The sequence below is a fragment of the Pseudomonas sp. AAC genome (assembly GCF_000725445.1).
GTDB lineage: Bacteria > Pseudomonadota > Gammaproteobacteria > Pseudomonadales > Pseudomonadaceae > Pseudomonas > Pseudomonas citronellolis.
In genome coordinates, this window is the sequence record NZ_KL647102.1 from 256,067 (window position 1) to 275,129 (window position 19,063).

The window sequence follows — 19,063 nt, forward strand, 5'->3', positions numbered from 1 at the left end:
AACGGGTCGTCACTGCACTCCGCAGTGACGACCCGCGCCACACCACCAACAATGCGGGCAAAAGCCAGTTCCTATTGCGTGCGGCCTACATGATGATGGCCGCCCTACATTGATCGGGCAGTTGCCAAGACCGATGGGCTTCGTACATCGGCCCCCCATCAGCGCAGGTTCCTGCAAGCGCTGGCCCGACAGGGTGGAGCCACCCCAGGTATGCCCAGGCTCCGACCGCATACCGGCCCTACCCAGGGCGGAGCCTTCTTCGTCTGTTTGAACTCATCCCTATCGCGCCGCCTGGCGCACTGTCCTTTGCAGCAATTGCCTGTGCGCGACGCACAGGGCTCCCGTTGCATTTCTCATCCCACTCACTTCATAGGAGGACTCGTCCACGTTCACATCACTTTCGTCTTGTAGTACCTCCGTCCGGGCTTCCAGCAGGGAGCAAGACGGACGCCTCATTCGAGGCTCTGGTGTCTCCTGAACACCATGCCCTTGCCCTCACGGGATCTCGCCTTGGCGAGCTGGCACCAACACTAACCACTGAATTTCAGGACAACGCAGTACGGCGCTTTGCTTGGAGGCCGGAAGATGGACGACTTGACCTACTCCCTGCGACAGCTCTGCCAGCGCAACCGTGACGGCAGCTACACCACGCAGGCCGACCGGATGCGTTCGCTGTCGCTGGCCGCGCGGCAACTGCGCGAGGCCGGTTTCCGGCAGATGAAGGCGTCGTCACTCAAGGGCAAGCACGCCCAGGCGCTGCTGGATCGCTGGCAGGAAGAAGGCTTGTCGTCCGGTACCATCAAGAATCGGCTCTCTCACTTGCGCTGGTGGGCCGAGAAGATCGGCAAGGCCGGCATCCTGCCAGCGGACAACACGCAACTCGGCGTGGCCGAGCGCCGCTATGTGACCAACGTCAGCAAGGCCCAAGAACTGGGCACAGGTCTTGAACAGGTCACCGACGCGCACGTACGCATGAGCCTTCAGCTACAGGCCGCCTTCGGATTGCGTCGGGAGGAAGCGATCAAGTTCCAGCCCAGTTACGCGGATCGGGGCGACCACATCGCCCTCAAGGGATCGTGGACCAAGGGCGGTCGGGAGCGAACTGTGCCCATCACAACGACAGAGCAACGCGAGGCGCTCCACGCAGCACACCGCCTGGCGGGCACAGGATCACTGATCCCGGCAAACAAGACCTACATCCAGCAGCGGAACGTCTACGATGGACAGTGCAAGGCGGCGAGTCTGAGTCATATGCATGGCCTTCGCCATCAGTACGCGCAAAGCCGTTATGAGACGTTGACGGGGAGGCCGCCGCCAGCAGCAGGTGGACCATTAGTCACGGAGTTAAGTCCAACGCAGCGCATAGAAGACCGCCATGCTCGTCAGACCATCAGCCGTGAGTTGGGACACGAGCGCGTTCAAATCACTGCCATCTACCTCGGTAGCTAGATCAGGCAGTATGAGGCCCCCTGGCCTACATACACAGCCGTCCACCGGCTTAATCTGCAGGACCAACAAACGTATTCAGCGCCGTTGCAATCCTCTTGCGTCGCTCAAGCAAGAAATCCTTGTAGCTTTCCACTTCCAGCAGCGATGCCTCAACCGGGATGCACTGTGCTGCGAATGCTGGCTCGCCAAGCCGGTCCACCAGTGGGGGCAGGTAAACCGCCGGGGCCTTGTCGCTGATCGCGCGATTCGTCTTGCCGCCGATGAAGGCCAGATTGGCGATGTCATCCGCCTCGCGGGCAGTGAAGCTGGTCTTCAGTACGGCTTTGGGAAAGATGTGATGGAACTGCAAGCGATGCTGGGCGCCCGAATGATCTAGAGCAATGGCCAGATGGCTGCGCCAATCTTTCGCACCGGCAGCGCGGAAAGCCAGGAACATGGTCTTGAACAGCGCGCTGCGCTGGTTGCGGCCTTCCAGCTCCTCCGCGGTAATGTCCAGGCGGCCGAACTGCAGGCGCAGCCGGTCGATCAGCTCGCTCACCGCTCCGCCCTGACGAATATTTGCCAAATCCTGATCCAGAATGGTTTCGCTGGAGCCTCGGGAGAAGCGGCCTTTGGCATTGGCCATCAGCGCCCAGTAGCGCAGTTGGCGGGCCTCATCGTTGCTCAGCGCATAGTTGCGGCTATGCCCGAAATACGCCAGCACCACCAGCAGGAAAGGCGACGACAACAGTGCCGGGCTATCGATGCCAAGATTGCTGCGCAGGAAGTTGAGCGCGAACTCCATGCCATCGCAAGCTTCTTTCCATGCCTTCTGCAGCTTCTCCACATTCAGGCTACCCACGATCTGAAAACGTGATTGACCGGTGGCAAACGCCATCAGATTCTTCAAGTGCAAACCGAGATCAAGGTCAAAGCCCGTCTTGGCGCATGCCTTCTGGAAATCCTGGAACGTCTGCAGCGAGTGCCGCCACTTGGCGGTGATCTGAGCCAGAGCCAAGTCGGAACTGCGCAGCTTGGCTCCCAGTGAATTGACCCGGACGAAGATTTCCGTGACCTCATCGTAGGAAAGCGTGCGTTCCAGCACGTCCATCCGATAAACGTACTTGCGGATGCCACGTAGCCGGGCCAGGCGCTGACTGTACTTCTCGTACCGCGGATCGTCAAAACCACTGATACCGGCACGTTTGAGGAACGGCGCATCGTTGTCGGTCTTGAATACTTCCGACACTTTCACCCAATGCGGCAACTGCTCCAGCTTCCTCGTGGCCACCACGAACGTCATCTTGTTGAAGCGCTTGAGCAGTTCGTCCTCGGTCGAGTCCGTCTCATCGCCAATCAGTTCGCTATCGTCGTCAGCATCGTCCTCGTCGTCGCCGTTCTCTTCTACTTCGGTCACGACCGCCAACTGGTCGGAATGCTCCAAGTTGAACAGCAAGTCGATAGGCCGACGACGGCCGCGCACCGATACTGGCTCGCCGCGAATGACGGCAGAGAGCGATGTCAGACGCTGCTGACCATCCAGCAGGAGCCGGGTGCTCTGGTAGGGATTCGTGTTCTGGCTGACCGCGAAATCCTGCAGAGGCACAGTTTCATCCGTTTCCCAAAGCAGGATTGCGCCTGATGGATAGCCGCGATACAGCGAATCCAGCAGATCGCGCACTCGCGTGGAGCGCCACACATACTGGCGCTGCATCTCTGGCAAACGCAGTTCGCCCCGCTCGATCATTGATACCAGTTCTTCAACGCTTGCTTCGGCCTTGGCCATGTTTTTCCTTCGATCAGGCACCGAGCAGGAAGCGCTCGCGGTGCCACTGTAAATAATGCCGGTGCTCGCTGGCCAGCCAGCGCAACGTCATTCCCGAATGAATGCCAAGCCCAGGCAGATCGCTTTGGGACAGGCGGGTGCTGGTCAGCAGATGCCCGGTATCGTCGAAGCTGATCAGAAAGCGATCGAACAGCGCATCGAGATTGGCCACCAACAGAAAGCCGTTGAAGGCATCCAGCCGCTCGGCATCGTCGGCACATTCAGCCCAGGGTTTGGCATGGCTGGCACGCAGCGCTTCAGTCACAGCGACGCCGGTCACTGCGCAGGCACCACCCCAGTAGGTCAGCAAGGCATCGCGGTAACGCGCCTGCCCCACGCGCTGACGCACCAGGCGTTCGACTTCCGTGCCCCTGGCTTCGGCAGATATCGTCTCGACAGCTTGCGCCACGGCCGTGTGGTAGTCGCTCACTGCCTGATTCGGCAAGGCCTGCGACAGACTGGCCGTGCGGCGCAGGAGAGCCGCCAAATCGGGCAGGGTCAGCACACAAAACACGTCATCAGCTCCGGCCCGCGGTTGGAAACTGCGCAACAGTTCCGGCAGCAGCGCGGGCGTAGCCGGTTGAAGGCGCAAGCCGAAGCCATCGGCCGATGCCGTCACTACCGCCTGGCTGCGATGGCGGGCCGAAGCCAGTATCACCGCATCGCCAGCCGACGACAGCACGTGTTCGAAGCCGTTGTCGTGGCCGGTTTTTTCGATGAGGGCGCGTTGCAGCGGGTTCATTCAACCAACTCTCGGCCCAGTCTTCGGAAACTCATTCCTGTCTCACCTTTTACAAATCTCTTTTTAAGAGACGATCGGCAGCTGGCGAACCGCGAAGCTGCAAAGCAAGCCAAGGTGCTTGTGCATACTCTTTCGGAGGCGGGGTAGTAGTCGTCACGATGTACTGAAACAAGGGGGCCGATCCAAATCCTTCCAGTTCATGCACAAGATGAAATAGACCGTGGTACAAAGCGAGCCCAAGGTCGGCTTCACGTGGGCTGTCATGGATCAGGAAAGCCGGAAGCCTCGTGTCACCATCGATACTCATGCACAGGGTCGCGAGATCGAAAGCCACGACTTTCAGCGAATCGATCGCAGATGTCGAACGATCACCACCCATCTGGACAACCAGGCTCAGCCCGTTTCCGGTCAATCGGATTTCGCCACTGGCTTCAGGTCCGACCAAGCGTCGGATGATCGGGTCGAACTTCTGGGCAAGCTTCGAGAAAACCGTCGCGTTCTGGTTTTGCAGCGCCGCGATCCGCTCCCGCACTTGCTCTATCTCGGTTTGATGCCTATCCAGGCGGGCTTCGGTAGTTTGCTGCTGTTCGAACAGCGAGGCCAGGCGCTCGACATCGTCCACGGCCTTGCGTGCGGCATACCACGCCCCATCGCGCTGTTCGCGAAGCTTCAGCAGGTTCTGGTAATGCTCTTCCCTGCGCGTTGCATCCTGTTTCGCCAACGCCAGCTCAGGTCGCAACTGCTTCAGTAGCGATTGGGCTGATTCCAGACGCTCCTGTTCATCCTTGAGCGTTTTTCTGCCGTTCTCCAACCTAGCCTTGCAAGCCTCCAGATCTGGAACCTTGTGTGACAACCCGCATTGACTCGCCAGCACGCGGTCAATGGGCACCTCGCAGATGGGACAAGGATAGTTTTCTGCTTCCTTGAGCGAGTAGGCCAATGTTGGATATTCGCCCTTGATCGCGGATATCGCCCGCTCGATGGCTGGTATCACAGCCTCTTGCCTTCCGATATCAGCCTGGATTCTTGCCACCTCCGCTTGGGCCTTTTCGTGCGCCTGCCGCACGGAATCTATATCCAGAGTCGCGCCCGCCCCGCTGGACTGGGTTTCCGCTGCCAACCGCTCCTGCGCCGCCCGGCGCAGGATTTCGACGCCCAGAGCCCCCTGCGCAAGCTCATCGTCCGCAACGCCAAGCACTTCCAAAAGCTGCTTTCTCAGCTTGCGGATTTCCCAGGCACGATGGCCTATTTCCTGCTCCTGGCTGCGGCTCGACTCGCTCATCGCGGCGATGTCGACGCGGAGCGTCTGTTCGGAGGGATCGATGGCGTTCAACAGGGCTCGCAGTGCCTCCAGCCTCTCGGTTCGATTCAACCCCCGCGCCGGCGACTCCGAGTCGGATAGTGAGGACCGCCATTCAAGAACATGGTCGAATCTGCATTCCTGGTCCCTGCTCAACAGCGCCAGCGCAATCTGCCAGGCCTGATGCCCTTGTTTCTTGCCAGCGATCAGATCTCTGACGCCTGGTGTCAGCAGATTCTCTTCGATGGCGTTGAGCAACGGAGACAGGCCGGTGGCCGGCATTTCGCTGAGAACAAGCTCATCGAGATTGCCATCCAGTACTGCGAAATGCCGCCGCCGGATACCCAAGGGTCGAAGGACGGCCCAACAGGCGCCATCCAGCACGACTTCCATGCCAACCCATCCGTTGGGAAACGCCGAACCGATTCCGTCGCGCTGATCTTCGGGAGCAAACTTGTCCTCGCCCAGGCAATAGCGCAGCAGCCTGCAGAACAAAGTCTTGCCTCCGCCATGACCGATGCCATTGTCGTCCGGCGTCCAGACGATGTTCAGGCCTGGACGTAATGGAACATCCCGCAAGGGCGGCTCTCCAGGTTTCTCCCATATCACCAGCCGCCTCACCCATAAACGTGGCTCATGCATCTGTGCCGGCGGAGTAAGGCATAGCTGTTGCTGGAACATGTCAGGCTGCGGCTTCAATCCATCCCCCTATCTCGTCAGGCAATTCGCGAATGACACGATCGAAGTCTTGCCCTCGCGCTTGCAGGAAAACAAGAATCATCTGGGCGCGTCCTTCGGCCCATTCGGCAGCAGGCACATCCAGTTCGGCACCTTTGGCCCAAGTCCCCGCTCCAAGATCTTCAATCAGGTAGCCACTGCTTCGCAGGAAGCGCACAGCCCCGCCCCAAGCCTGATTTGCACGCGGGATGAAGCTCAACACCGCCCCGGGCAGCGGCCTGGCTTCTTCGCCTACCAGGCGTTGCCAATCCAGAGCATCCTGCGCATCCAGCAAAGGCGTCATCAGCCTGGGCTCAAGCGCCAAGACGGCGGCGAGACGTACATGGCGCACTGGCCATGGGGCCTGCGCAGCCTTGAGCAAGGCGGCCAGGGCCACCCCCGTCTCCGCACCTTCATTCTGTTGTGGTCGTGCCCAGATTCCATCAGGCAGGGACGCTCGATCGACGACCTGCCGAGCCGTGGCTTCAGCCTGAACAGGCAATGCGTCTTCTACCTGGAAACCTCGCTTGAAGGCTTCCAACACCAGATGCTGGGTGCGGTACTGCACATGATCGCGACGGGTTTCGCCATCGACACTGGCCAATCGAAGGGGCGTGACTGACGTCTCCCTGTACGCCCCGAAATCCCGCAGCTCATTGTTTCGGAGCACGCGGAAGGTTTCGCTGGGGTAGTCGGCGCCCATGACGTCGGCGGGGTCGAGGATATAGCGCAGTTCTTCCTCGGTGAGGCCGTAGAGTTTGGCGTAGTAGGCGTCGAGTTCGGCGCGCAGGGTGGCGCGGCGGTCGGGGTCGAAGGCGAAGGGCGGGCCTTCGTAGCCCAGATCTCTGGCCCAAGCGGCAAGGTCATGGGTGGTGTAGGTCAGTTCCAGTACGCGCGGCACGATGAAAGCGAGGTCGGCCTCGGTGTAGCGGTCTGGCGGCAATACGGGAAGCTGTTTGTAGATGAAGTAATTCATGTGCGTGCCGCCTGTCTTGTGCCGCGCCACAAAGTCAAATACCAGCGCAGACAGGTTGGCGAGCAGCGCAGCGAATCGTGCACGGTTTCCTCCGTCGGGGAACAGCATCAATGGCATCTGATTGCCAACGCCAGCCAACGGCACCACCGACGCAATGACCGTCCGCTCATTGGTCGCATTGGTAATATCCCGCCACCCCATCAACCACTGCGGGCAGGCGACCTGCAACCAGCGTTCGGCCAGGGCGAGCACGGCGGGTTCGTCCGCCAAGGGCGTCTCCGATGCAGGCAGATGGCCGTAGTCGGCGGCGAGCGCCAGCACGGCGCTCTCGGCTTCAGGGTCAGTGGCGTACCAGGCCGTGGCGTTGCGGGCACCGGGCGTGTAGGGCTGCACCTTGGCTTCGCCTTCGGCGGGCAGGTAGTCGTCGTTCAGGGGTTGCAGGCTTTCTGGGCTGTTGCCGACGAGACCCAACGACGTGGGCGCGATGGTTTGCGCATAGGGGTGGCGGACGACAAAGGCTTTCCAGGCGGGGTATGTGCCCATGCCCGGATGGGCGCGGCGCTGTTCGGCTAGGTGCCGACCGAACAGCAACTGGGTCACGCCGAGCACGGTGGCCTGTGCGTTGCCGTCCTTGAGAGCCTTCAGCAAGCCATCGGGCAAACGGGCGACGCGCAGCCAGACTTCGCGGGCTTGTACCCAGTAGCGCGGGGTGACGGTGAAATCCGGGTTGGATTTTTCGGCTAGCGTGACATCGCGGCTGTTGCCGTCCGCCGTGTAGGTAGCCCAGCGGTGGTCGAACTGGTGGATGAGCTTGGCTTCGTAGAGCGGCAGATGGTCGGCGGCTGGCTCGTCCTTGAACAGGTGGCTTGCGCTGGTCATGTTGAAGAGACCTTGCGCGAAAGTAATACCCCACGGGTTTTGCGTGGGTTCCACCTCCTTGGCTTGCTTGCCCTCGTCTGCGGTGACGGCATCGCGCATCAGCACCGGGGCGGCGCGGTAGAGCTTCTTGGTCAGTTCCGAATCGCGCTCGCTGCGGAATACCGGGCAGGTGAGCGTGTTGGGGTTGATGAGGAGGAATTCCTCGGGCGTGAGGGTGAAGCGACGGCGCGGGTCGGCCAGTTGGCTGACCTGGGTGGCGAAGCAGACGAACTCGGCCCGTTCCGCTGCGCCCAGAGTGAGCAGGCAGAACTTCATCCGGCTATCGACAGCAGGAAACAGCTTTTCGCGGTTCTCGATGTCGTACAGGCTGACCAGCCACCGGTTCTGTGTGATATGGCCGAAGTACGCCTTGGTGCTGTCGTCAGTAGCAATGCCGGTAGGCACGATGAAGCCGGCGCGACCACTGTCGGCATGGATTTGTAGAATAGTTTCGGCAAACAAGGGATAGGTGTTGAGCTTGCCAACAGCCGTCAGCGGAAAGCGTCCCGATTCCCGGTAGAAGTTGTTGGCGGCCGCAATCCGTTGGCTTTCCTTGACAAACTCATCCCACAGACGCGGATCGGTTTCAGGCAGTGCAGCAATGGCTTGTTTGCGCGCATCGCCCGCCAGTTCCGCGATGCGCTGGGCACGCGTGGCGAAGAACTCCTCTTCGCCCATCTGCGACACCTCCCACGGCGGATTGCCCAGCACGCAATCGAAGCCGCCTTGCGCAAACACCTGCGGGAAGGCCAGCGGCCAGTGGAACACGCGGGCCTGCTTGCAGGCGGCGCGCGCGGCGGCGATGGGGGCGGCGTGCTCGGTCTGGGCGCGTTGCGGGTCGGTCAGCAGCGCATGCAAGGTGATGCTGGTGGGCACGGTGTCGGCGGTGTCCTGCACCTTGGGCAGCAGGTAGGCACCCACCAACGCATCGGCCGTGTGGGCCAGCGAGCTGTTAGCGGAGTCCTCCAGAAAGTGGCGCCAGGCGTGTTCCTTGGCGGCCACCTGCTCGGGGGTATCGGCGGGCAGGGTTTCGATGGCACGTAAGGCTTCGAGGCCGCTTCGGTTGTCCACGCCCAGCAGCATCTGGCGGCCTTGCAGATCCTTGGCGATCTGCTTGAGGCCGGAGGCGTTGGCTTTGGCCAGCTCCTTGCAGACGTCCTTGTCATCGCCGCTCAAGGGTTTGAAGGCATCCTTGGCGATGCCTTGTTCCAGCGCGTTCATGTCGGTCAGGCCCAACAGGGCGTCGCCCACTTGCAGGTGGTGGTCGAGAAAGCCCAGTGGGCGGCCTTCTTCGTAGCCTTCCAGCCACAAGGCCATGCGCGCCAGTTCGATGGCCATGGGGTTGCGGTCCACGCCGTAGATGCAGCGGGCCACCACTTCGCGCAGGGCGTGGCGGTAGTCCTGCGGCTGGATGGCGCCTTCCTGCCCGCCTTCTAGGCTGCGCAACTGGGCGAGCTTTTCCGCCAAGCGGCGGGCGGCGGCGAGCAGGAAGTGGCCGCTGCCGCAGGCCGGGTCGATAACGCGGATGGCCAGCAGTGCCTCTGTAGGGTTGGTCGACTGCGCGGCCAGGCGCTGTTCGATGACGGGATCGAGCGCGCTTTTGATCAGCTCCTGCACCAGACTGTCGGGGGTGTAGTAGCTACCGGTGAGCTTGCGGGCGTTGCCAGCGGTGCTGCCTTCCTCGGTACGGCCGACAAAGCCGAACGTGCGCGCGGGCAGGTCGATGGCAGGCACCAGCTCCAGCAAGCTTTCGTAGACACTACCCAGTTCCTCCGGGCCCATATTGCGGTAGTCCACTGGGATGAGGCTGCTGCCCTTGCCTTGCGCGACCACTGCCCAGCGCAGGTGTTGCAAGGCGGTGAGCAGGTGGGCGTTGTCCAGGCTGGCGACATCCAGATCGGGGCATTGTTCGGGCGCGAACAGGCCGCCCAGCGCGGGCAGGGCCAGGCGCGGCTCGCCCTGTGCCAGACCACGGAAGACGATGCGGATGGCTTGCCACTGGTCGTCGTGGCGAGTGCGGGCACGGCGCTTGAGGCACAGCTCGCGCAGGCGGGCCAGGGCGTAGCCTTCGGCATAGGCGCGGCGGGCAACCTGTGCTTCGGCGCTGTCGTCCTGCGGGTGCAGCACGCCGCGCTCTTCCACGGTGAAAACGAAGATGAGCCGGTAGATCAGGCGCAGCAGTTGTTGGAAATAGTCATCCTTGCTGAGCGTGCCGTCGTTCAGGGCGGCGCGTAGGGCGTGGTTGGCAGGGTGTTGCAGGAAACCTGCGCCGAAGGTCAGCAGGGCCTGCTCGACGCCGTTGCGCAGGCCATCGCGCACCCGAGTGCCTTCCTGCTGGCCTTCGCTGCGCCATTGTTCCCAGATGCACGCCGTAGCGCCCTGGCCGGGGCGGGATGCGCGGCTGGCGTGCAGTAGACGCCAGACGTTGGCGAATTCGGCATAGCGCTGGCCGCCGAGCAGATCGGCCAGATCGACTTCGAGAAAGCTGGGGCGGGTGAGCGAGGCTGCGTCGCGCAGCAGCCGCAGCTGTCTGCCGTTGCTGACGATGCCCCATTGCAGCGGTTCGCTGGCGTTGAGCAATTCCTGCATGGCCTGGAACGGGGCTTTCTTACGGTTGCCGCCGCCTTGCACGGCAAACCGCGCGTCAGCCTCGTCCAGGCCCAGAGAGTGTGGTGCCACCAAGACGGGCAAGGTACCAGCCATGAGGCTGACCGGGTAACGCAGTTCACCCACTTGCTGTGCTGCCGCGGCTTGCGAGGTGGCGTAGCCAAAGGTATCGCGCAGCAGTTCGTGGACGAAGGCGGTGGTGAGCTGCGCGGCATCGACGTCGGCGCGTTCCATCTGCGCGGCGAAGTGCTGCCATTGGGCGCAGGCGATCTGGAAAGCGCGGCTGTATTCGTCCTTGAGCTTGACGCCCTTGGGGGTACCGTAGTCGGCCTCGCTCTGGGCGCTGGCGCGGCCCTGAGCGGCTTTTTCCAGTTGATCGGGCAGGAATACCCCCCCTTCGAGCTTGAGGGTGGGCAGGTTCAGCGTGGCCTGGGCCTTGCGGATGCGTTTCATGGTTGTTCTTCTCCAGGCCGAGGCTTATAGCGAGTCAGGCAGCAGCACGTACACGCCCATCACATCGACCGGCAGGCAGGGGCTGACGCTGTACTGGCCGACGTCACGGGTGGCTTCGCGCACGCGCTGGTGGTCGGCCAGCAGGGCATCAGCCCGCTGTTGGGCCACCGCTTGCAGTTGCTGCGGGTGCGCGACGAGAAAGTCGAGCGCAGTGCGGATTTCGCGCTGTGCCGCCTCTGGCGGCAGGTTACCGCTGGGCGTGCATTCGAGCAGGCGACTCACGCCATCGTCGGCCAGCCATTGGGGAGCGTTGCGGCCCTTCACAGCCAGAGCAACGGTTTCTTCCGCCATCATCTGGAAGGGTTCGCGACGGCGTACGTAGCTGAGCTGGTGGCGCAGGCGCAGAAGATAGAGGGTGGTGACGACCTCCACGTCATTGGTAAGAGTGGCAGCACAACGGGCGGCCAGCGGACGTTCGCCGCTGAGTGCATCTTCCAGCAGGTGCTGGGCGAGCAGGCCGACCAGCGGATGACTGCGGTGCAGTTCGCTGAAGTCGATGAGCTGGGGTTTGTCGATGCCCTCGTCGGCCAAGCGTTGGCGCAGGGCTTCGGGGAGGTGCTGCGGCAAGAAGCGTGCAGTCTGCTTGCGACCGATTTCCAGCGGTGACCCTAAACGCACGCAAGCGCTTTGCAGGAAACGCTGCACGTCATCCTGGGTACCCAAGGCCTGCTGCTGTTTGTGCCATTCGGGCAGCACCTCGTCTGGCTTGATGCGGCGCTGGGCGAACACGGTGCGATTGGCCTTGGCTTTTTCCAGCGCGTCGCGCCATTGGGCTTGCAGAGGAGCGAGCAATTGCTCCGGCTCACCGAAGTCGAATGCGACCTGCGGCGATGAGGTGCGACTGTCGCTGCGTTTCATCAATGCCGCCTTGACCAGGGCCTGATTGATGCGGGCAGTGTCCTCGGGCATGGGAACGAGCACGCCGAGCTCCTTCTGAATGGCCTCGCCCTTCTTGATGATGACATTGAGCACGAAACCATCTACCGGGTTGTCTTGCCCGTAGAGCATGGTGCAGCGCACCTCATCGGCCTGCTGGCCGAAACGATCGACGCGGCCTTCGCGCTGTTCATGGCGGGTGGGGTTCCAGGCCAAGTCGTAGTGGACGACAGCGGTGAATAGATGTTGCAGGTTGATGCCTTCGGAGAGGCAGTCGGTAGCGACCAGGATCCGTTGCTCGGTATCCTCCATGTCGTCCACGCGCTCGCGGCGTTCTTCGGGTGTGAGTTCGCCGGTGACGGCATCAACGGTGGCCTTGGGGAAAGCGGCCTTGATGTGTTCGGCCACGTAATGGGCGGTGGCGATGTAGCGGCAGAACACCACAGGATGGTAGCCCTCCTTTACCAGCAGGCCGATATGCCGGATGAGCGCCGCCAGCTTGGGATCACCGGCCTTGCCGGAAAGACGTTGCGCGTCGGCGATCAGGGCTTGCAGGCGCGGCGCGGCGTCCTGCACCTGGGCAGGCGGCTCCAGATCGCTGCCTGAAAGGTCGTCGGCCTCACCATCGTGCAGGCGCTCATCACTGAGCAGGTCGTCATCCGGCAGGGTGCCTTCCAGCCGCGTGGTCAGTGCCTTGACGGCGGCAGCGGGCGACGACGCCACGCAGCGCAGCAATGCCAGGGTGGCGTACCAGATGAGGCGAGCGCCGCCTTGCTGTTCTTGCTGCTCAACGGTTTCAGCCAGTTCGCGGCAGTAATCCTGCACGGCGTCGAAAAACGCGCCCCATTCGCCGCTGAGCTGGTAGGTGAGCTCGGTTTTCATGCGACGGGGAAAACCTCGTCCGTCATGGGTCTCGGCCTGCCATTCAACGATATCCTTGCGACGGCGCTGAACGAAGTGGCGGGCCAGTTCCTGACGCAGCGGGTCGGAGGCCGTCATGCGGCCTTGTAATGCGGCAAAGCGTGGATCGAGCAGCGACAGCAGGTTGTAGAAGGCGGTTTCGTCACCGGAGTGGGGGGTGGCGGTCAGCAGGATCAGGTGTCGCTGCGCGTCACGGGCAAGGCGTTGCAGCAGTTCGAAGCGCAATTGCTTGCCCGCGCCGCTGCTGGCGCAGGTGTGGGCCTCGTCAACGATGATGCATTCGGGGGCAGTGGCGAGAAACTGTTCGCGGTGGCGTTCGCTCTTGATGTAGTCCAGGCTGACGACCACCACGGGATGATGGTCGAACAGGCGCACACCATGCGGAAGATCACGTTCGATGCGGGAGGCCGAAGCCGAAGTCAGCGCCACGGCCTGAAGGTTGAAGCGGATTTCCAACTCACTTTGCCATTGCTCGACAAGGTGCGGCGGGCAGAGGATGGCCAGGCGGGCGATTTCGCCGCGATCCATGAGTTCGCGTGCAATCAGACCGGCTTCAATGGTCTTGCCGATACCCACGTCGTCGGCGATCAACAAACGCACCGTGGACAGGCGCAGCGCCATCAGTAGCGGCACAAGCTGGTAACCGCGTGGCTCCACGGCAATATTGCCGAAGGAGCGGAACGGGCCGGCCCCGGCGCGCAGAGTCAGGCGCAAGGCATCGCGCAGCAACAGCGCGGCGGCGTGGCTTCCCGCGCGTGCGGGGTCGGGCCAGTCGAAGGTGGCAGGTTCGACGGGATGCAGTTCCAGCTCGGGGATCAGGGCGATACTTTCGTCATCGGCCCCGCTCAATGGGCGCAAGCGCAACCAGTCGCGGCGGGAGTCGCTCTGCACCACCCATTCGCGGCCACGGGCACGCACCAAGTTGCCGGGCAGGAAGTCGTGTTCGAGGATCGTCATGCGCCTTTATTCCTTAGAACCGAACACATCGGCGTGCGCGGCGAATTGTTGTGGCCAGCGTGAAGCATCCGAAAAATCGAGTACCTGCCAGCCTTTGTCCTGCAATACGCTGGTGGTCTGCTGATCCACCGCGGACAGAAACACCAAAACACGAGATGCCTTGTACTGGGCCGCTGCGGTGGCTGCGCCATTGTTGACGGAGACGTTGACCGCATCAGGTTGCACGGCCCCTGCCTGGCGGAGCGCGGACAGCCAAGCATCAAGTGGCTCGTAAGCTGAAGTCGTCGAGGCAACGGTGGCCGGGCTGCTCGTTACGGGCTGTACCTGGGCATTGGCCAGCGCGACCAGCAGCTTGAGCGCATCCGCATTGCGGCGGTTGATGTGTTCGTGGTCCGGCTGGTTGAAGTAGGACAGTAGGCACTGGTAGCAGCCGGCTTCACACTGATGATTGCCAAGTGCATCGGTCTGTTCCAGCGACGGCAGATCGTCCAGCGTCCAAATGCCGCTCTGCGGTTTGCGATAGTGAATCAGTTGCAGGGCATTGCTGGCTACGAGTGCAAGGTCGTCGCGATTGTTTGCCAGACGCGTGAGCACACCCGCACCGCCTTCCGCCGCTTCGTAAAACAGCAAGGCGCGGCGCTCGTCGGACTTTGGCAGTGGCTCGACCACCAGTTCGGATTCCTCGATCTGGAAGGTCATTTCGATGCCGCGCTTAAGCGCGGCCTGCAATGTGGCCATGGCCTCCAGAGGCAAGGCATGTACGGGAGCGAAGATCAGCAGATTGCGATGATCTTCCACAAAGGGAACGATGCGTTGGTTGGGCACCTTCTCCAGCAAAGCATCGTCGCCGCCCTGGTCGTCTTCCGCATCCGGTGCATCCTGCTTGCTCCAGGTGCCCGTGATGGGGTTGATGTAGAAGCCCAGTTGCTCCTTGTCTTTGCGCCTGCGCCAGCCGCGGTTGATGCGCCAGATTTGCGCAGCGGGCGCGTAGGTGAGCTCGCCCAGCACGTCCTCGCCTTGTTGAATCGTGGCCTTCTGCTGCTGGATACGGCCATCGGGGCCGGGCAGGAAGCGGTAGGTGGTTTGCAGCTCGAAGCCCTGACGCTGGCGCTCCTCGTCGTTGATGGAGATGCGCTCGGTGGCCACAGTTTCTACGGTTTCGATACGGTAGAGTTCGCGCACCCAATCGTGCTCGGTGAGCAAGGCATCACAGTTCTCGCAGCGATTGACCAGCGGCTGTTCGCCGCCCGGCTCGCCGAGATGGCCGTAGCCACACTGGCTACACACTAGAGAGGCAATAGTTGCCAATTGGCTGTTGCCGGAAATGTGGTCTGTATTGCCTACGTTGAGTTTGGCACGCACCACGCGGTACATGCGGCCCTGGTGATAAATGAGGCTGCGGGGGCCGAATTCGGACAGGGCCAGGAAGCGCGGCCGGCTGACCATGCTGCCTTCGTCATCCTTGCCATTGACGGCCTGGCCGCCACGGGCGGGAATCCATGCCATCAGCGGCAGGCGCGGGAAGTTGTAGCCTGGCAGGAAGCCTTGGCTGGCCAAGTAGCGATAGGTATAGAAGTCATTGTTCTGGCCGTTGCCGGATTTGAGCAATACGGCGTACTGGCGCGCGGCGTCGCCGTAGCGGCGCTGGGCATTTTGGCGCTCAGTGTGCGAGGCGGTATGGCTCTTGACGATGCGATCAGCCATATCCATCTGCTGACGGGTGGCATCGAACAGCACGCGCCAGCGCTCCAGCGCCCCAGAGAACGCTTGCGCCGCATTGACGATGACCTGGCGCACATAGTCTGGAGTGAACCAGGCGCTGCCTTCAAGCTCGCCCTCAAGCTGGTCGATGACCCGGTCGGCACTGGCCAAGGCCCGCTGCTGGACAGCCTGCGCCCGGAGCGCTTCGTGCAAGGGCTGTTTCAGTGGTTTGCCGGACTGGTCAAGATCCAGCATGGGCGCAATGCTGTCGTCCAGCGGCACCTGGGTGCTGGCCAGCCAGACCGCTTGCAGATGGCTGTCGATGAGATCGCGGTTGCTCAGGTCGAGGGTTGGCGCTCGCACTACGCCATGCACCATTTGCTCTGCATTGTGGAAGAACCACTGGTCATGCGGACTGAGTGCCGCGCAGTAGGTGATGACTAGCGCCTGCTGACCCGAGCGACCCGCACGGCCGCTGCGCTGGGCGTAGTTGGCTGGGGTCGGCGGCACATTGCGCAGGTACACGGTGTTGAGCGCGGAGATATCCACGCCAAGCTCCATCGTGGGGGAGCAGAACATCACCGGCAGACGTTCCAACGGCGCTTCGTGGGCCGGGTTCTGCGCCCAATCCTGCCTGTCTTTTTCGGTGTAGCGAAAACGCTGCTCCAGCAGTTGCCGGCGTGGCGCATCCACCTGGGCCGTGTGTTCCTGGGCCTCGAAGTCGAACAGCGGATGCGAGGGCCGACGCAGCAGGTCGGCAATGCCGAGGTACAGGGTGCGGAAATACTGGTTGATTCGATTACTATCAGTTTGCGGCTGATCGGCAATCAGGCACCAGTCCAGAGCAGCCGCGTTCAGGCGCCAGCCTGCGAGCTGGGCGTCGATAGGTTGGCGCTGCACATAGCCATAGTCCTTGGCGGACTCCAGCAGCGCTTCGATCAGCTTAGCCCACTCGACATCTTTCCACTGCGCGACCTCGCTGGCGCAGGCGCTGTTGCGCCAGAAGGCGGCCGTCTTTATTTGCCGTAGCAGACGGGAGCGTGGACCACCTGTCACCAAGTCGGTGCGCGGCTTGCCCTTGTATTCCGGGCGCTTGCCGAGGATGAGATAGCGGCCGGTATCGAGTTTCTCGTCGGGAGCGAAGGCCCAACGTTCATTCAGGTAGGTGTGGGCGCTGGTGCGTGCCTTGTCCTGCTCGACCGGGTCGAGGTAACGACTTTCCAGGCACAGATGGCGGCGCAAGGCGTCGAACAGTAGTTCGAACAAAACTGTCCGCTGCACTGCCGTCAATTTGGTCAAGGTGCTGTTTGCAGCAAAGATGCTGGCGTCAGCGCAAAAGGCATCTAGGTCTCGATACCGAATCTGCAACAGGCCGAGTTGATCCAGATTCGGATTATTGAAGCGCCAGCCACGCCGCAGATCACGCAGTAGCCGGTAGGCGATGATGAAGCGCAATGTGCGTTGCGCTTCTTGTCGGGCCAGTCCCATGAGCTTGGGGGTGCGCAGATACTCCACCAAGGTCGCTTCATCGACCCCTTGAAAGCCGAGGGCCTTGAATACGCTTTCGGCCAAGTGTTCTTCATCGAGTTGGCCGCCGCTGCCCTGTAGTGCGCCGATCAAGCCGGCACGCAGCGTCAGCAGGAAAATGAAGTCGTTGAAATGCCCCGCCTGCAGAGCGGCATCCTGGCGGTTGTCGGTAAACCCAAGCAACTTGCGTGGGTCAGGCTGCCCTGGCGCAGGTTCGGAAAGTGCGAACAATTGCTGCAAGGCCGCCAGGGCAATCATGGTAGTGGCCGAAGAGCGGCCTTCGCCGGACAGGCTGGAGAGGCGGTTGGCATCCTTGCCGTGGGCTTCGTGTGTCGTGCCGCAGTTCAGGCAGAAGCGGAACTTTCCCGGAATGAACCAGAACTCCGCCCCCGAGCCCGTTTGCCCTTTGGCATCGACCGTGACCATATAGGGAACGGCATTCTTGTAGGCTGGCTTGATTTTGGGTTCGCTACGGCTGAGGTCGATCCAGGTTTCCGGCAGGTCTTCGAGCAGGCCACCGTATTGCTGCCCGGGCACCAGAGGACACAGGAAGCCATAGCTGGCGTCGTCTTCTGCCGCGATATCGTCGATTTCACGTGAGCTGAAGCTGACCGGTTGCTGTGCGTGCCAGACAGGTAGGTATTCCTGGCCGCAATCGCGGCAGAAGTGAGTCGGGTAAAGCAGCACATTCTCTTGCTGTCGCCCCGGCGCGAAACGCTGAGCATCGAGCGTGACATGGCGCTTACCTCGCGCCTCCAGCGTGGTGAGTACCTTGCCGGGACCGCTGATGAACTGGTGCAGCTTGAACGCGAAAGGCGGCCTGCCCTGGGGCGTGCGCACATCATGGGCAGCCACTAGAAAGCGCTGCAGGGCGGTGCGAGCGGCTTCAGGCTGGCAACCCGCGTCTTCGGCGAGACGGCGGCTGGCCTCTTCCAACATCATGGGGCTCGCCCGCCTGGGAGGCTCGTCGGCAGGTAGTTCGATACCCAGGTTCAACTCCACCCAGATGGATAACGGATCATTGCGAAAGGCGTCGAAGTCAGCCCAGATATCCTGCTTTCGCGTAATGGCCGCCGGTAGTTCTGTGCGGATGGCGTTGACGTCCTTGAGCGGGTTGGTGACGCGCTCCAAGGTCTCGCCGATGACGTCATGCTCGCTGATCTGGGTGCCAAAAAGTTTGCTAGCCACGTCGGCTACCACGCGGTTGCGGTCGGCTTGGCTACCTGTGCTGGACATGGTGGCCGACGTGCCGATGCAGACCAGTTGCTCGGCTTTCAAGCGCTCTCGCAGGCGCCGCACTAGCAAGGCAACGTCCGCCCCTTGACGGCCACGATAGGTATGCAACTCATCCAGCACCAGGAACTCAAGTCCCTCGCAGTGTTCCACCACACGCCGATCCACTTCGTCGAAGCGCGTGAGGATGTACTCCAGCATCATGAAGTTAGTGAGCAGGATATCGGGCGGGTCATCCGCGATGGCGCTGCGTTCCGCCTTGCTTTCCTGGCCGGTGTAGCGCTTGACGGTGAAGGGACGAAGCTCTGGCGCATAGCCATGCAGAAACTTGTCGAGTTCTTCCAGCTGGCTGTTGGCCAGAGCATTCATCGGATAGATGACAATGGCACTGGTACGTGCTTTGCCATCAGATTGCTTGGCCTTGAGAATGCGGTCGATGATCGGGATGAAAAAGGACAGGGACTTCCCCGACCCCGTTCCGGTCGTGACCACATAGCTTTGGCGTTCCTGGCCTTTGGCCAAGGCTTCCATCTGGTGCTTGTAAAGATGCAGGGGTTCTGGCGAACCTTCAGACTTCCCGACCTGGAAGATCTCTGCGCAGGCAGCATGCAAGACCCCCTGCGCCACCAGTTTCTGCACCGTGCCCTGGCGTTGGTAATTCGGGTTGATCTGCACCAGCGGCTCAGGCCAATAGCGGCCTTGCGCATATTGATGTTCGACCTCGGCTTGGATATCAGGCGCAGCGATGCGAACGAAACTGCGGGAAAAGCTGCCGTATCGTTCGATGAGCTGGTCGCGGAATTGGAAAACGTTATCCATGGA

General features: G+C 61.9%; 7 protein-coding genes. 1 reads left to right on the forward strand and 6 read right to left on the reverse strand.

What is annotated here, in order from left to right:
- The first annotated feature begins 585 nt into the window (after positions 1-585).
- Positions 586-1,449 (forward strand): integrase domain-containing protein, encoded by an 864-nt coding sequence (locus FG99_RS28675; RefSeq protein ID WP_023098850.1) that lies wholly within the window; start codon positions 586-588, stop codon positions 1,447-1,449.
- Between the two features lie 49 nt (positions 1,450-1,498).
- On the opposite strand, the gene FG99_RS28680 is transcribed toward FG99_RS28675, so the two are convergent.
- The 6 genes from FG99_RS28680 to FG99_RS28705 are packed head-to-tail and all read right to left on the reverse strand — an operon-like array spanning position 1,499 to position 19,060.
- On the reverse strand, positions 1,499-3,214 hold the full coding sequence (locus FG99_RS28680) for a DUF262 domain-containing protein (RefSeq protein ID WP_023098849.1): 1,716 nt from the start codon (positions 3,212-3,214) through the stop codon (positions 1,499-1,501).
- 13 nt (positions 3,215-3,227) lie between these two features.
- Complete coding sequence (locus FG99_RS28685; RefSeq protein WP_023098848.1) at positions 3,228-3,995, reverse strand: HNH endonuclease; 768 nt, start codon at positions 3,993-3,995, stop codon at positions 3,228-3,230.
- 49 nt (positions 3,996-4,044) lie between these two features.
- Entirely contained in the window at positions 4,045-5,976 is a 1,932-nt protein-coding gene (locus FG99_RS28690; protein ID WP_224786699.1) for a chromosome segregation protein SMC, read from the reverse strand.
- Position 5,977: 1 nt separating this feature from the next.
- Positions 5,978-10,966 (reverse strand): Eco57I restriction-modification methylase domain-containing protein, encoded by a 4,989-nt coding sequence (locus FG99_RS28695; protein ID WP_023098846.1) that lies wholly within the window; start codon positions 10,964-10,966, stop codon positions 5,978-5,980.
- A gap of 24 nt (positions 10,967-10,990) precedes the next feature.
- Entirely contained in the window at positions 10,991-13,780 is a 2,790-nt protein-coding gene (locus FG99_RS28700; protein ID WP_023098845.1) for a helicase-related protein, read from the reverse strand.
- Positions 13,781-13,786: 6 nt separating this feature from the next.
- Positions 13,787-19,060: a DEAD/DEAH box helicase gene (locus tag FG99_RS28705; protein ID WP_023098844.1), complete on the reverse strand. Its 5,274-nt coding sequence runs from the start codon at positions 19,058-19,060 to the stop codon at positions 13,787-13,789.
- Positions 19,061-19,063: the final 3 nt, after the last annotated feature.

Excerpts from the sequence above, each read along its gene's own strand:
- FG99_RS28675 (WP_023098850.1), top strand. The coding sequence starts at position 586 with ATGGACGACTTGACCTACTCCCTGCGACAGCTCTGCCAGCGCAACCGT.
- FG99_RS28680 (WP_023098849.1), bottom strand. The coding sequence starts at position 3,214 with ATGGCCAAGGCCGAAGCAAGCGTTGAAGAACTGGTATCAATGATCGAG.
- FG99_RS28685 (WP_023098848.1), bottom strand. The coding sequence starts at position 3,995 with ATGAACCCGCTGCAACGCGCCCTCATCGAAAAAACCGGCCACGACAAC.
- FG99_RS28690 (WP_224786699.1), bottom strand. The coding sequence starts at position 5,976 with ATGTTCCAGCAACAGCTATGCCTTACTCCGCCGGCACAGATGCATGAG.
- FG99_RS28695 (WP_023098846.1), bottom strand. The coding sequence starts at position 10,966 with ATGAAACGCATCCGCAAGGCCCAGGCCACGCTGAACCTGCCCACCCTC.
- FG99_RS28700 (WP_023098845.1), bottom strand. The coding sequence starts at position 13,780 with ATGACGATCCTCGAACACGACTTCCTGCCCGGCAACTTGGTGCGTGCC.
- FG99_RS28705 (WP_023098844.1), bottom strand. The coding sequence starts at position 19,060 with ATGGATAACGTTTTCCAATTCCGCGACCAGCTCATCGAACGATACGGC.